The sequence below is a fragment of the Roseofilum acuticapitatum BLCC-M154 genome (genome assembly GCF_030068475.1).
Lineage (GTDB): Bacteria > Cyanobacteriota > Cyanobacteriia > Cyanobacteriales > Desertifilaceae > Roseofilum > Roseofilum acuticapitatum.
Genome location: NZ_JAQOSP010000002.1, coordinates 12,303 through 27,303 on the forward strand (window position 1 = coordinate 12,303; position 15,001 = coordinate 27,303).

Here is a 15,001-nt window from a genome sequence, read left to right on the forward strand (position 1 = left end):
CTCTGCACCGGCAGCGACACCAACGCGTTTCAATCCCTCATAGGGATTTAGGTTGATTTCAACCCTGCTCCCACTGTGATTTCGCTCATTGCGGTTGTGTTTCAATCCCTCATAGGGATTTAGGTTGATTTCAACCTAGTTTATATTTCGCGCACGTTTCTAATGATTTGTTTCAATCCCTCATAGGGATTTAGGTTGATTTCAACCTGAATGAAATCATGAGGCAAATTGCTCTAGGTTCGTTTCAATCCCTCATAGGGATTTAGGTTGATTTCAACCCGGATCGCCATGGCACTACAGGCTGTTAAAGATGCCTCTGTTTCAATCCCTCATAGGGATTTAGGTTGATTTCAACGGTAACACAAGTCACAAGCGCAATGAGCGAAATGTTTCAATCCCTCATAGGGATTTAGGTTGATTTCAACCTGATTCTGTCGATTGTTGAATGGGAGGCGCTGAGGATTGGGTTTCAATCCCTCATAGGGATTTAGGTTGATTTCAACAAGAGATAATGCTGATGAGTATGCTGATTGGTTAGGTTTCAATCCCTCATAGGGATTTAGGTTGATTTCAACGGCGATCAGGGACGTTTTCTATGAGTATGTGGGGGTGTTTCAATCCCTCATAGGGATTTAGGTTGATTTCAACTCGAGCAATTCCAAATTTTGTTGGTTACGAATTATTGGGATGTTTCAATCCCTCATAGGGATTTAGGTTGATTTCAACAGTCGTCTACCTACTTCTGCATCATCATTTAGCCAGTTTCAATCCCTCATAGGGATTTAGGTTGATTTCAACTTGGGTTTGAATGCATACTCCTTGCCAAATAAAGGTTTCAATCCCTCATAGGGATTTAGGTTGATTTCAACGAGCGACTATCACAAATTCACATCGGATGTGAAGTTTCAATCCCTCATAGGGATTTAGGTTGATTTCAACTGCTGGCTCCTGAGACCCTTACCATATTTAGTTTTCAAGGTACATTTCCGACGCACAGCCCTAATCATACATCACTCGCCATCAAAAAGCAAGTCCAAATCCCTGAAACCCTTGCCCCGTATAGTCCGACGCTACCTTTAAAATCAAAAACGCTGTAAAGCAGACTGGGCAAGCCATACAGCCATTTTAGACCCAAGGGCGATTTCCACACCCCCCTAGCGTCGGATTTTAGGCAAAATTTAATGATGGAGTCGTTGCGGGGCATTTCCTCTCCTTGGGTTCTGAGGATGGCTCAAGAATAGATTCAGTCTATCTGAGGGCCCTAACCCTTCAACTCTTGATAGCGCTGTTGCACATCCTTAATGGTAAACAAACTCTCAAACCTTAACCCCATGGACTGATAATATTCTGCCCCACCCTGGAGGCGATCGACTAATGCCATCACCTGGTTCACCTCATACCCCACAGCCCGTAAACGCTCTACTGCTTTCATCGCCGACTGTCCCGTAGTCACCACATCCTCTAATACCACGACTTTAGCACCCTGGGGTAAACTGGGCCCCTCAATATAGGCTTGAGTTCCATGACCTTTCGCCTCCTTACGCACAATTAAAGCAGAGATAGGGCGCTCTTCATAAGCAGAAACCACACTAACCGACGTAACCATGGGATCGGCTCCCAAAGTTAAACCCGCAACGGCTTGCACATCTGGGGGTAACTGCTTCAGCAATAACTTCCCCACAGCAACCGCTCCCTGGGGATGGAGGGTAACCGGTTTGCTATTGATATAGTAAGAACTTTTTTGGCCCGAAGAGAGTAAAAAATCTCCCTCTTGATAAGCCAATTGACAAAATAAATCCAGCAACTCTTGACGTAGCGTCAGATGATCCATGACTTGCTCCCAGGTTTCCTCTAAAAGTTGAGTGCGATCAACACTGTATCAGAGGCCAAGACAGACGGGAGAATCGGAGACAAACAGAAACACAGACCTCATGAACCTGACTAAATCAGCTATGATTGTCTAGAAATCGTGAGGGGTAGTCAACATGCTAACTCGACTCAAAGTCCTTAGTTCTCTCAGTCTGTTTATTTCTGTTGGAGTCTGTACCCTCAGCTCTAGAGCCAATGCCCAGTATAGTGCCGATCCCTATCCGGTATTGCCCGATCAAGCTGTGGTTTACCAATCCATTCCTGAACTTTTTGATGCTGCTTACTATAGTAATGGTGGCGACTACTTTTATCAGCGATCGTTTATCGGTCAAATCCAGACATTCCTAGGTCTGCCCCGTTTCTCTGAGCATAATACTCGCCGGAGCGCCCAACTGGTTCATATCCTCTACAAAAATATTGGCCAAGTGCAAAATACCAGCACGCCTATTGTTCGCACCCAAGATTTATATAACCCCTTCGATCAAAATCTAGTCGTTTCTCCGAGTGCATCCATAGAACCCGATCCGATTCCCCCTGCTCCCGCTCCCTTCGTGCCCTTTTTCAATCCCCCTGCTCCCGCTCCCTTACCTCCGGCTCCGGAACCGGTGCGAGAACGCCCATCTCAGCTCTTCTAAATGTTCAAGGTGCAGGGATTTACCCCTAGTGGCGTGACACAGCTAAAATAGGGCATTAACGTAGGGTGGGTTAGGCGGCTAAAACCTAGACTCTGAAAGCAATCTATCAATCCGCCGTAACCCACCATTTTAGGGTTGTCAAGGCACTAGGGTTCATCAAAACAGAAACCGGACTTTAACTTAGGGGTTAAGTTAAAATCCGGTTTCACTGCGCCCTACTGGAATCGAACCAGTCTGAAGGCGAATTATGAGTTCGCTGCCTCCCCAATCGGCCAAGGGCGCTAGAGATTGATAGACTCAGAGTAAAGTTAGGGAGTGAACGATTTTCTTTGGGTCGATTTCAATCCTATGGATTATCCTAGCACAAGGTGGGATTGAAGACTAGAGTTCTATCGGGCTGTGGATGGGTTCAATTTTACTCAAGTTAGCGTACACTAATCGGATACTTGAGATCTTGACTGAAGAAAATAAACACGGAGAATAACCTAGGTAGACAAAGATGAGATTAAATTCTACAGTTGCGCTGACATTAATTTTGCTGTCGATGATGTTTGGTGCGGGGATTATTAGTGCGGCCCTAGGGTTTAATATTGGTCGAGAAGCGCTGAAGGGGATTACTCAGCCCGACTCTAGTCCCACTAGCACGATGGTGAATCGTCAACCGGGTACGAAGGGTAAAACTTCAGTCCCGATTTTGAAGCAAGAGGATATCTTAAAACGGGTAGATACTTATATTCAGGGTGAAGAGGGGAAGGAGCCACAAGAGCAGAGTTTTCAACCGACTCCAGAAGCTCCTGAGCAGGCAAAAGGGGAGCCGCAGGAAGTGGCTGTTAGCTTACCGGGTTTTCCGATCGCCACTCAAGATCGGGGCATTACCCTGGAAGTCTCGGCAGCTCATCAAGCACAGGATAATCTAGAACTGGATGTGAAAATTCGCAACGATAGTCCCCAGGTGGTGCGCTTTCTCTATAGTCTGTTGAATATTACGGACGATCGCGGCCGCTCCCTAACGGCTATGACTTCCGGTTTGCCCTCCCAACTTCCCCCCAATCGGGAAGAGTTTTCCGGTAAAGTGAGTGTACCGGTGGCTTTGTTGGCCGATTCCCAACACCTGTCTATGAAGCTCACGGACTATCCTAATGAAGAGCTAAATCTTCAAGTGTCGGGTATTCCAGTCGTTCGCTAAATGGAAATAGAGATTCCGTTGACTCTGTTTATGGGAATACCTGCTCATTTGGCTGAATTAACTCTGGCCGATGGTTCTATTCGCCTGTTGTCGGTGTTCTTGTTAATTGCGATTAATGCCTTTTTCGTTACGGCTGAGTTTTCTATTGTCTCCGTTCGGCGATCGCGGATTCAACAATTGGTTTCTACGGGAGATGTGCCAGCACAAACGGTACAAAAGCTCCATAGCAATCTAGAGCGGCTGCTTTCGACTACTCAATTGGGCATTACCCTATCGAGTTTAGCCCTAGGATGGATTGGGGAAAATACGATGGCTTCGATTTTACAAGAGGCAATCTCAAGCGCTCCCCTATCTCCTTCAATTCGCCAAACTTTAACCCATTCTCTCTCTATTCCCCTCGCTTTTATCCTGATTGCCTACTTACAGATCGTTTTAGGGGAATTATGCCCGAAATCGGTGGCTCTCCTCTATTCAGAAGAGTTGGCCAGGGTTTTAGGGCCTCCGAGTTGGGCGATCGCCCGCTTTTTTAATCCTTTTATTTGGATACTCAATCACTCGACTCGGTTCCTACTCGGTTCTGTGGGGGTTCGCTACTCTACCCAAACTTGGCACACCCGCGTGACTCCGGAAGAATTGCAACTGATTATTAGCACTTCGACGGAATCCATGGGTTTACAAGCTTCTGAACGGGAACTGCTCAATAATGTCTTTGAATTTGGGGAAGTGGTGGCTGAAGATGTGATGATTCCCCGCACCAGTATTGAAAGTATTGCCTATGATGCAACGTTTCAAGATTTACTCGATGAAGTAGCAAAAACGGGACATTCTCGTTATCCAGTCATGGCGGATTCTCTCGATGATATTCGGGGAATTGTCAACTTTAAACAACTCGCTGGCCCCTTGGCTAAGGGGGATTTATTGCCAGAAACGGCGATTCAATCCTGGGTACGTCCGGCGAGATTTGTACAAGAAAGCACTCCTGTATTGGAATTATTGCGGTTGATGCAGCGATCGCACCAAGCCATGGTAATTGTGGTGGATGAGTTTGGGGGCACAGCCGGATTAATTACGATTCAGGATATCGTAGCTGAAATTATCGGCGATACGGAAGAACCGGATAATGGCCAAGAACCCCTCATCCAACAACTCGATGAACAAACCTATCTGGTTCAAGCTCAACTGGATATTGAAGAAGCCAATGATATGCTCAATCTAGATTTACCCCTAGATGATGATTATCAGACTTTGGGGGGATTCGTGATTGCTCAACTGCAAAAAATCCCCAATGTAGGGGAAGTCCTGATTTATGGCCATCTAGAGTTTACTGTGGTTAAAGCGGAAGGGCCGCGCTTAGACCAAATTCGCATCCGTCGCGATGAGCAGTTGCTCAATCCTCCAGATGGGGGAGATGGGGGGATGGGGGGATAGGGAGATGGGGGGATAGGGAGATGGGGGGATAGGGAGATGGGGGGATAGGGAGATGGGGGGATAGGGAGATGGGGGGATAGGGAGATGGGGGGATTGCTTGTTTGTTACTTATTCCCTATTCCCGATTCCCTAGTACGAAGCGCTATAGGGTAAAATCCTGGAGTCTAAATTAAACCTGCGATCGCCTTTTATGAGTGTTAACTGGGAAAGTGTCAAAACTTACGAAGATATTCTTTATCACAAAACCGATGGTATCGCCAAAATTACCATTAACCGCCCCCATAAACGCAACGCCTTCCGTCCTAAAACCGTATTTGAACTCTATGATGCTTTTTGTGATGCTAGGGAAGATGCCCAAATTGGCGTAGTTCTCTTTACGGGTGCTGGCCCCCATACGGATGGAAAATATGCCTTTTGTTCTGGTGGAGACCAGAGTGTACGGGGGACAGCCGGATATGTGGATGATGCGGGAGTCCCTCGGCTGAATGTTCTCGATTTACAGCGATTGATTCGGTCGATGCCCAAGGTGGTGATTGCTTTAGTGGCTGGATATGCGATCGGGGGTGGTCATGTCTTACACCTTATTTGCGATCTCACCCTAGCGGCTGATAATGCCATTTTTGGGCAAACGGGGCCAAAAGTGGGCAGTTTTGATGGCGGATTTGGAGCCAGTTATTTAGCTCGTGTTGTGGGTCAAAAAAAGGCGCGGGAAATCTGGTTTCTCTGTCGCCAGTATACTGCCCAACAAGCCCTAGAGATGGGCTTGGTTAATCATGTGGTTCCCGTAGCCGAATTAGAAGCAGAAGGAATTCAATGGGCGCAAGAAATTTTACAAAAAAGCCCGATCGCCATTCGCTGCTTAAAAGCGGCTTTCAATGCGGATTGTGACGGTCAAGCGGGATTACAGGAACTGGCGGGGAATGCTACCCTACTTTATTACATGACGGAGGAAGGGGCGGAAGGTAAACAGGCATTTTTAGAGAAAAGACCGCCCAATTTCCGTCAATATCCCTGGTTACCATAGGCTCTATGAGGAGTGGGAGCATCTTGCTCGCTGTTGTTTACCCGATGAGGAGTGCGAGCATCTTGTTATTTACCGTAGCGAGCGAGACGCTCGCACTCCAGTAGTTTACCCGATGAGGAGTGGGAGCATCTTGTTATTTACCGTAGCGAGCGAGACGCTCGCACTCCAGTAGTTTACCCGATGAGGAGTGGGAGCATCTTGCTCCCTGTAGTTTACCCGATGAGGAGTGGGAGCATCTTGCTCCCTGTAGTTTACCCGATGAGGAGTGGGAGCATCTTGCTCCCTGTAGTTTACCCGATGAGGAGTGGGAGCATCTTGCTCGCTGTGGTTTACCCGATGAGGAGTGGGAGCATCTTGCTCCCTGTTGTGTACCCGATGAGGAGTGCGAGCATCTTGCTCCCTGTTGTGTACCCGATGAGGAGTGGGAGCATCTTGCTCCCTGTTGTTTACCCGATGAGGAGTGCGAGCATCTTGCTCCCTGTTGTGTACCCGATGAGGAGTGGGAGCATCTTGCTCGCTGTTGTTTACCCGATGAGGAGTGCGAGCATCTTGCTCGCTGTTGTTTACCGTAGCGAGCGAGACGCTCGCACTCCAGTAGTAACACAGTTAATCTTCCGGTAGCTGATACTGATCCACAATTTTTTTGGCAAACTCTGGCACATGCTGCTGCAATTTTTGCGGATAGTTGCGCTTGGTATACAGATAGTTACGGGTAAAGTGGGAATCGATGGAAAAGCGGGCGTATTCTAAGCCTTTGGGGCCGATTTTTTCGATTACTACCCCCATTAATTTGGCTGCCCACATGGGAAGAGTCACCCCTTGATCGTAGGCGGGAATACTTTGTTGTACGGCTTGACGGCGATCGCCTTTAGACATGACTGGCTGGGTTTCAAGTTGCTCCATGGCCATCTCTAGCATTTCTTTCCCCGTATCATTGCGAACTACAATCCATTGCCAGCCGAAGGGTGCGCCCATATAGCCCACCACTAAATCAGCAAGGGAGTTCACATAGTCAAAGCAGGTCATACAGGAGGGCGCAAACACATCTTTGAGTTGATTGGTCTTCAGTCCGAAAAAGGGGACGGTTTCCGTAGAGCCATCCTCATGTTTGAAATGTACCCGAAAATCCTGCATAAATTCATAGTGAACGACGGTTTCTGGCGATCGGCTGGTGGTTTCCAGGAATTTTTGCAAGCCAGCACGGGTCACATTATCGACACAAGGGGTTCCCAACACATAGAGCTTTTCTAGCCCTAATTGCTTCTCAACGGCTCGCAGGGCTTGAATTTGACAGCCTACCCCGATCGCCAACAGGCGCTTCATTCCCGACTGTTCCACCTGTTCCAAGATCGACAAATTCGGCGAAAGAGTGGGTTTATTCACCCGTGCCGCTAGAATTTCCTCTGGAGTGCGGGCAATTACGGGCATGGGTTGAAATCGATCTTCGGGGGTGTTTTGTACGCATACCACCCCTTCTACCTTGCCCTGAGTCAACATTTCGATGGCGATCGTACTGACGATTCCCGTCCATTGCGCTCCCTCGATGGGTTCCACTTTGCGTGCAGCCATCATTTCCTGATGAACGCCAAAATAGAGTTCATTTTCATTATCCAAGTCCCGCGCTCTGCCGTGACTTTCCGTTTCTAGTTCCGGAATCTGTTGATTAATAAAGGCGCAGGCTTCTTTAACGTAGTGAATATAGTAAGTATCGCACAGCCCACATTCACTACAGAGTTCTTTGGCCGGACGCACACTACCGGGTTTTAGGGCTTTGGCTTTATGGTGCTTAGGAGCAGTAGAAGTCATGGGGGCAATATACAATCGCAAGAAGATAACTTCTTATTACCATACCGCGTTCAGGAGTCATTACGTCATGGGAGGGCGATCGGACTGGGGTTCGGTGACTCTGTTTGCGCTAACTGGGAGGCGTTTTGAGCTTGTTTTACAGCTAAATATCAGCGATCGGGTTCAGGACTTGCTGTCACCACAGGAGAGGGTTGGGGTAATGACTCAATCCCATCACAAATCTGTTGATCCTCCTCAGACAGATTCGGGTTATGACTCAAATAATCTCGTATCCAATCACATCCTTGACGCAAAAGCAGATCGGGATTATCGATAGTAGCGATCGCTTCTAAATCCCAGCGCACCACCGTTTGATCCGCACTTGCCGAAACCAAATATCGACCATCTCGGCTAAAATCAATATCCCTCACCCAGTTACTATGTAAAGATAAAGTAGTCACTAAATAAGAGTTATCTGGATCTTCTACATTCCAAAGCTTAATTGTACTATCATCACTAGCTGAAGCTAACAGAGTCCCATCCGGAGAAAACTTAACCCGATTCACCCAGTTAGTATGACCCTGCTGTTTCTTATCCAAAGTAGCGATTAAGGTTCCATCAGATTTCCACAGCTTAATGGTATGATCCACACTGCTCGTAGCAATTAGGTCTTGCTTGGGATGAAAATCCATACCGATAACCCCACTTTTATGACCTTCTAATGTTGTCAAAGAATTGCCATTCAAATCCCATAACTTAGCCTTATTATCTTTTCCTCCTGAACCCAGAATTTTACCATTAGGATGAAACGCGATTATTCTGATTTGATCCTCATGGGCATCCGGAATATCTTGAATCAAATATCCATTAGTATTCCAAATCTTTATACTCTTATCGTCACTTCCTGTCACGACAAGTTCTTCCTGGGGACTAAATGCTACAGTATGGATATTCTTTGTATGCCCTTCGAGAGTAGTTAATACATTTCCTACCTGATCTACAAGATCTATAATATCAACTGTAGGTTTACTTGTAGCCACAACCATTTTTCGACTATCATGGCTTACTGAGACTTGGTAAATTACATTATCTTGATCATTGATTGTTTCTGGGACTCGATTACCTTCAAAAGTAAAGCGTTTAATTACTCCATCTCTACTTCCAGTTATAATAGATTGGTCATCAGAAATGAATTCTACTGTTTCAATTACATTTTTATGTTCTGGAATAATCATTTCTCGCCAAGGAGTATTTAAGTGCCAGAGTTTAACTTGATTATTTCCACTGCCAATTGCAAGAGTGAGATGATTAATCCGTTGGTCTGGTGAATTAGGTCTAAATTGTAAGCTATAAATAGCTGTGTTTTCTGCGGGAACTGTTCTCAGTACACTTCCATCAGAAACTTGCCATAGCTTTACACTTGAATCAGAGCTACCACTGGCTAATATTTTACCATCTGGACTAAAAGATAAACACCAAATACTTGATTCATGACCTACCATTTCTCGTTCCATTGTTCCATCTATCGTCCAAATTTTGATTGAGCGATCTGCGCTACCACTGGCTATAGTTTGTCCATCTGGACTAAAAGCAATTGCCAAAACTGCTTTGGTATTTCCAGAAAATTGTCTAATTAATGTTCCGTCTTGTTTCCAGAGTTTTATCTCTCCATAACTATAATTTCCAGAGCTAGAAGCTACAACTTGACCATCTGGGCTAAAACTAATATCTTTAATAGGTGTTTCTGAAGCTTTAATAGATATTAATAATGTTCCATCCATATTCCATAATTTAATAATTCCATTATCATTTCCTGAAGCAAAAACATGGCCTTGAGGATGAAATTCTAAGGCTGTAATAGTTGTATATTCATTGGATGATGAAAAGGCTTTTATCAAGTTTGCTGTCAATGACCAAATTGTAATGATTCCATTGCTACCACCTGTCAAAATTCTATCTTGACTGAAAGCAACTGCATAAATAGCTTGTTCATGAGGCAAATTGTGACTATAATCTCTAATGGTTGAATTATCTATATTTGATAGTTGTACTACTCCATCTGTGCTTGCTGTTACTAGCATTTTACTATCTGGACTAAAGGACAGATCTGAAATCATACTTTTATGATCTTCTATCCGATTTGCTTCTTTTATTCCATAATTAACTTTCAAAAAAGCTTCTGCCATTTTTTGCTTTGTCTCTGTAGATATAAAAAACTTGTAAAATAAGTTTCTGTTCATTTTTTTCCACCCTTTAATTCCCTGAATCATGGCTTCTAGATCTTCACTGGATTTTAATAGAGAGATAGAAGCCGTGCTAATGCCTTCAATTTCACGATTCAAAGCTTGACGAACAAAAAAGAATGCAGTTGCTGTGGCTGCCATCAATACAATACTGGCAGCAAGGGAAACAGGCAGTATTTTCCGTATTAATTGATTGAATTTATCTTGAGCTAATAGTTTTGCAGCTTCAGCTTCTTGAAGTTGATGCAAGATACGACTACTTTGGCGTTGACGAATGTAGGGAACTAAATAATCATGCACCAGTTGATAGTGTTGCGGATCGCCTGGAACTAAGAGAACTAATCCAGATAAGGATAAAATTTCTAAAGCGAGGCTGAGTTGCTGCTCGTCTTTTTCTGTCCATTTCGATTGAGTTTCTTTTAGGGAAGCTTCTAGCTCTGTTCTTAGTTTTAGGGGGCGAGTATTTTGATCGTCGGTGAGCAAATATAAAACAAATTCTGCCATTCTCTGATTGTCTTTTCCACAGTCTTCAATCACATCTTGCAGATATTTTTGTACCAGATGATCTTTACTGACTTGTTGATATTGATCTAAGGTGGCGATCCCATCGTTTTGCAGTTGTGCCCCAACAATTTGTAGCTCAATGGGGCGCACTTGTCCGATATCATTGGTTAATTCATTGACGATTTCTGTAATTAGGGGTTCAGGAAGCTGAAATTGAGAGTTTTCAGTTAAACTTTTAATCACTTGTTGTGTCGTTTCTTTGGAAAAGTTGCCTAAACCATAGAGGCTATTTTTGCTTAAGGTATCATTGCCGATCGCCGCAAAATCTTCGATCTCATTACAGATGAGCAGTTTGTGAATATAATCTTCTCTCAGGGATAAGATGACCTTGACATAGGGCGTATTGAGTGCTTGTCCTAAAAAACGCAAAAATTGCGCCTGATGACCCATATCCGGACAGCCAAAAAAGAATTCTTCAAATTGATCGAAAATGAAGATGGTCAGCAAGTTGCGCCGATCATTGGCTGTCAATTGTGCTATTAACTCTTCTATAGAATCAGGTACATGGGGCAGTTCAATTCCTTGTTTGCATAAGGCTTGAGCAAAACCAGTAAACACTTGCCTAAAAGCATGGTTGCAATTATTGTAATTATCTAAATAAACAGTAATAATATCTCGATAACCGCTAATTTTTCCATCTAGAGCGGGTAACAACCCGGCTTGAATTAGGGAGCTTTTCCCAACTCCAGATTCTCCGTGAATCACAATTAACTTATGTTGGGTATCTCGAATTCGTTTGAGTAATTCTTTAATATCGGGTTCTCGTCCCGAAGCGGTGATTTCTTGAGCCATTGGCTCATCGTTGCCTCTGGGCCGTAATCGGGGGCGAATGCGTCGTTGGGGTTGCAATCTTCCCGGCCCGACAAAGGCAATAAAGCGGAATTGTTGCTCGACGGAACGCTGAAATTGTTTGCTGTGAAAGGCTTCTAGATACTGCTCTTCTTGCCAATAGAGCGATCGCAACTCCTCCAATCCCTCTAAGTAAAGTTGCGGATCGGGTTCGGGATCGCTGGCTTTCATCTGCTCTAAGGTGGCGATCGCCGATTTCATCTCTCCCAAAGCGCGGAAACTGCGTCCGAGCAACAACAAGGGTAACCCCTCATACAAGGGTTTGTCCTCTGGAGAGCGATCGAGGGTTTCCAATGCGTTCTGAGCTAAGGTTTGTGCTTCAGGGGCTAACCCCTCCTGTAACCTCAGAGCTGCTAAGAGACTTTGATCCCGTGCTTCTTGAATGGGTGTCTGCTGGTACTCGTGCAGTTTCAGGGAGCGATCGACCACCTGACGCAAGTCCTCCCATTCCCCCAAACGCCACAAAATTTCCCCCAGTTGACCGATAAACTTAGCCACTAGATCCAGTCGCTGTCCTTCATCAAACTTTTGGATTCCCTGTTCAAACGATAACCGGGCTTCCTGCCAATAATGCTGACGTTCGACTCGATGTAAATCCGCTTGCCGACGATGGCAGAGTCCTAAATGAAACAACACCGCTCCCGCACGGATCGGGCGATCGTGATGTTGCCAAAACTGCAAACTTTTCTGATGCAGGGTAATGGCTTCATCGATGCGATCTTTCACATAAGCATCTCTACCCTGAGCAAACGCTAAACCCGCTTCCATTTCTTCAGGAAAGTTCAGTTGATGATGATGAACATAATTCAGGGCTGACTTTAACTCCCCCCGATAATAGGGGCCAAAAATCTCCTCATTTGATAAAAAACAATCTCCTCCAGAGTCCACCACTTGATTAAATAAACGCTCCATTCGCATATTAAGCTGATTAAGTAATTCTGAATCAGCCACCGTAAACAAGGTATAAGTAGACCAACTTTCAAAATCTGGAGCCAAGCGAATCAACTGCTTCATCAAGCCATCATTCACCCATAAAATCATCGGGAATGGGCAATTTTTATGAAACTCTTCCCTGATTTGATTCATACCAGTCAGTAGCTGTTCTGGATTTTGGACTAACTCTAAGCCAAACACCATTAAGGCTAAAGGCGGATCGGTAAGCACTTTTTCTTTAAGGACAGCGAATAATTGGGTTGTTTCCGGTTCAATCTTCAAATCACGAATCGCAACAGTACAAGACTGATGTAATCGCTGTACCATGACTTCCTGCAATGACCGATAATTACAGTGAGCCAAAATTAGAGTAAATTTACCTTGAGAGGCTTCGATTTCCCAAGCCAAATCTTCTACTGATTTTTGGTTATGATTGAAAGGCTCTGAAGCATTTTGAGAAATAGTCATAGCAGAAGTCCTTGATTACCATTGTGCAATAATCGGATTAACATCAAACCAATAGCCTTCGGCATCGCGATATTCATAAACAAATTGCGATCGAATTAATTTTTGATACTCTTCATTCCCCGCTACTCGCTTCGTTACTGCCACTTGATGCAGTAATTCCCACTCTTGATCGTCAATGGCTAAAACCCTTTGATGCCGGTATTTAGATAGGGTTTCTTCAAAATGCTCTTCTTGGAGCGGTAGCTGCTTAGTCCGCTTCAAGGTATCATGGAACAGACGTAAAAAGTTACGCACATGACCGCCACTGATCTCGCAGAGGCGATCGCAGGTTTCGAGGCGATCGAAGACTTCTGTCACTTTTAACCCTCTTTCCCCTTCCAGTAGATCGGGGAAAATTCGCGCTAAAATCAGCTTCTTCAATAAACTCATTCCTTCCTCACACCGACTCCCATCCCGATGCTTAATCGGAATCATCGGTAAAACTTGCACCTCACTCACAAACCGTTGCGTCAACGTACTATACTGATTAGAAAACCGTAGCGCTAAGGGCATGGTATACACCACATGGCAATTTAATGTCCGCAATTGCTCACCGCGATCTACGAATAAATACTCTTGTTGTTGGATCTCCCAATCCTTATTCGCATTCGTCACGCGATCGAGGTTATCCACAATCACCACTAAACCCGCTTTTCCTAACGCCTTCAATTGTACTTGAGCCGGTTCAAATAACTCCTGATTAATCACCTCTAATAATCGGTTCGTGCGCGGTTCCAAATACCCTCGCAACTTAGACCTTGATTCAGGACTTGCCTTCGTTTTATCTGTAATGGCTCCAATCCCCACTTTTAATTGGGCAATACCCGGTAACCCATATTCGGCCTCAACTTTCCCTTCACTACTCGCCGATATTTTTCCTCCCAAGGCCTCAATTGTTCCCGATACTTCGATTTCCGTCTGCAACAATTGAGCCGCTCCTTGCAATAACTGTTTAAACCCTCTCGGTTCCGGAATCTTCAAAGCCTTTAGAGTTTCTAAACTCTCACTCACACGCTGGGCAATACAGAGCAAAATATCCCCCACATCCACATCCCCCATTTCTAAATCTGCACTGGATTCAAAATAGACAACATGGTAGTTTTCTTGCTCTAATTCTAATTTAAGCTTGAGTAACTCCGTTGATTTTCCACTGCCAATATGACCCGTAAATAATTGACAAGTGGGAGTATCCGGATACCAAACCGTAATATTATCCTTGAGTTCTTCAATCACTTCTCCACCCCGGACTGAAGCAAAATCAATGTAATATTTCTTATCTTTTTCTACGTCTTCTGGGCGAGTAAATAGGGTATAACTCGGATCGGTAGCGTTAAAAAACTGTTTAATTTTTGGGTTCATGGCCATTCTCCTGATGTGGCTGTAACTGACCATCTTGGCAAACCAGATGGTAACTGACCCCATACACCCCTAATCTCAGGGTAAACCTCTCTACTCTTGTTGTCGCAGAATCTTACAAAAAATTCATGTTATCCCTTGCTTGTACCCTAGAAGTCTGAGCAACCCAAAACAAAAAAAACGCTCCCCTTGCGGAGAGCGTTTTTTGATTAAATCAGTTTATCAAAACTCGAATTAACCGTTGATAGAAGGAGCAGTTAAAGCTACAGGAGCAGCTTCACCAGCAGCCAAGTCTAAGGGGAAGTTGTGAGCGTTGCGCTCGTGCATTACTTCCATACCCAGGTTGGCGCGGTTGATTACATCTGCCCAGGTGTTGATTACGTGACCTTGAGAATCCATGATGGATTGGTTGAAGTTGAATCCATTTAGGTTGAACGCCATGGTGCTTACGCCCAGTGCGGTGAACCAGATTCCAACTACTGGCCAAGCTCCTAAGAAGAAGTGAAGGCTACGGCTGTTGTTGAAGGATGCGTATTGGAAGATTAAACGTCCGAAGTATCCGTGAGCGGCTACGATGTTGTAGGTTTCTTCTTCTTGTCCGAATTTGTAACCGTAGTTTTGA

The 15,001-nt window shown here is 44.8% G+C and carries 8 protein-coding genes, 1 tRNA gene, 1 pseudogene and 1 CRISPR repeat array (1 of these 11 running past the window's edge); of the genes and pseudogenes, 4 read left to right on the forward strand and 6 right to left on the reverse strand.

Annotated elements, in window-relative coordinates:
- A CRISPR array of direct repeats spans nucleotides 1–939; the repeat unit is 37 nt; unit sequence GTTTCAATCCCTCATAGGGATTTAGGTTGATTTCAAC (it extends 484 nt beyond the left edge of the window).
- Between the two features lie 322 nt (nucleotides 940–1,261).
- Nucleotides 1,262–1,831, reverse strand: coding sequence for an orotate phosphoribosyltransferase (gene pyrE / locus PMG71_RS00175; RefSeq protein ID WP_283751605.1), 570 nt, complete (start codon nucleotides 1,829–1,831; stop codon nucleotides 1,262–1,264).
- A 154-nt stretch (nucleotides 1,832–1,985) separates the two neighbouring features.
- On the opposite strand from pyrE, the gene PMG71_RS00180 reads away from it, so the two are divergent.
- A complete protein-coding gene (locus tag PMG71_RS00180; RefSeq protein WP_283751606.1) occupies nucleotides 1,986–2,504 on the forward strand; it encodes a hypothetical protein in 519 nt (172 codons plus the stop codon).
- A 209-nt stretch (nucleotides 2,505–2,713) separates the two neighbouring features.
- Here PMG71_RS00180 and PMG71_RS00185 read toward each other — a convergent pair.
- A tRNA-Met gene (locus PMG71_RS00185) sits at nucleotides 2,714–2,786 on the reverse strand.
- A 217-nt stretch (nucleotides 2,787–3,003) separates the two neighbouring features.
- Here PMG71_RS00185 and PMG71_RS00190 point away from each other — a divergent pair.
- The 3 genes from PMG71_RS00190 to menB all read left to right on the forward strand — a co-directional run bounded on the left by PMG71_RS00190 (nucleotide 3,004) and on the right by menB (nucleotide 6,142).
- Entirely contained in the window at nucleotides 3,004–3,690 is a 687-nt protein-coding gene (locus tag PMG71_RS00190; RefSeq protein ID WP_283751607.1) for a hypothetical protein, read from the forward strand.
- Nucleotides 3,691–5,118: a hemolysin family protein gene (locus PMG71_RS00195; protein WP_283751608.1), complete on the forward strand. Its 1,428-nt coding sequence runs from the start codon at nucleotides 3,691–3,693 to the stop codon at nucleotides 5,116–5,118.
- A gap of 190 nt (nucleotides 5,119–5,308) precedes the next feature.
- Nucleotides 5,309–6,142, forward strand: coding sequence for a 1,4-dihydroxy-2-naphthoyl-CoA synthase (menB, locus tag PMG71_RS00200; protein WP_283751609.1), 834 nt, complete (start codon nucleotides 5,309–5,311; stop codon nucleotides 6,140–6,142).
- Nucleotides 6,143–6,748: 606 nt separating this feature from the next.
- On the opposite strand, the gene PMG71_RS00205 is transcribed toward menB, so the two are convergent.
- The 4 genes and pseudogenes from PMG71_RS00205 to PMG71_RS00220 all read right to left on the reverse strand — a co-directional run.
- Nucleotides 6,749–7,948, reverse strand: a complete 1,200-nt coding sequence (locus tag PMG71_RS00205; RefSeq protein WP_283751610.1) for a Coenzyme F420 hydrogenase/dehydrogenase, beta subunit C-terminal domain — start codon at nucleotides 7,946–7,948, stop codon at nucleotides 6,749–6,751.
- Nucleotides 7,949–8,097: 149 nt separating this feature from the next.
- Nucleotides 8,098–12,984 carry a WD40 domain-containing protein gene (locus PMG71_RS00210; protein ID WP_283751611.1) on the reverse strand — a complete coding sequence of 1,629 codons (4,887 nt, stop codon included), beginning with the start codon at nucleotides 12,982–12,984 and terminating at the stop codon, nucleotides 8,098–8,100.
- 15 nt (nucleotides 12,985–12,999) lie between these two features.
- Nucleotides 13,000–14,382 carry a hypothetical protein gene (locus PMG71_RS00215; RefSeq protein WP_283751612.1) on the reverse strand — a complete coding sequence of 461 codons (1,383 nt, stop codon included), beginning with the start codon at nucleotides 14,380–14,382 and terminating at the stop codon, nucleotides 13,000–13,002.
- A 231-nt stretch (nucleotides 14,383–14,613) separates the two neighbouring features.
- Nucleotides 14,614–15,001: pseudogene (locus PMG71_RS00220) on the reverse strand (photosystem II q(b) protein); the annotation flags it as partial.

Excerpts from the sequence above, each read along its gene's own strand:
- pyrE (WP_283751605.1), bottom strand. The coding sequence starts at position 1,831 with ATGGATCATCTGACGCTACGTCAAGAGTTGCTGGATTTATTTTGTCAA.
- PMG71_RS00180 (WP_283751606.1), top strand. The coding sequence starts at position 1,986 with ATGCTAACTCGACTCAAAGTCCTTAGTTCTCTCAGTCTGTTTATTTCT.
- PMG71_RS00190 (WP_283751607.1), top strand. The coding sequence starts at position 3,004 with ATGAGATTAAATTCTACAGTTGCGCTGACATTAATTTTGCTGTCGATG.
- PMG71_RS00195 (WP_283751608.1), top strand. The coding sequence starts at position 3,691 with ATGGAAATAGAGATTCCGTTGACTCTGTTTATGGGAATACCTGCTCAT.
- menB (WP_283751609.1), top strand. The coding sequence starts at position 5,309 with ATGAGTGTTAACTGGGAAAGTGTCAAAACTTACGAAGATATTCTTTAT.
- PMG71_RS00205 (WP_283751610.1), bottom strand. The coding sequence starts at position 7,948 with ATGACTTCTACTGCTCCTAAGCACCATAAAGCCAAAGCCCTAAAACCC.
- PMG71_RS00210 (WP_283751611.1), bottom strand. The coding sequence starts at position 12,984 with ATGACTATTTCTCAAAATGCTTCAGAGCCTTTCAATCATAACCAAAAA.
- PMG71_RS00215 (WP_283751612.1), bottom strand. The coding sequence starts at position 14,382 with ATGAACCCAAAAATTAAACAGTTTTTTAACGCTACCGATCCGAGTTAT.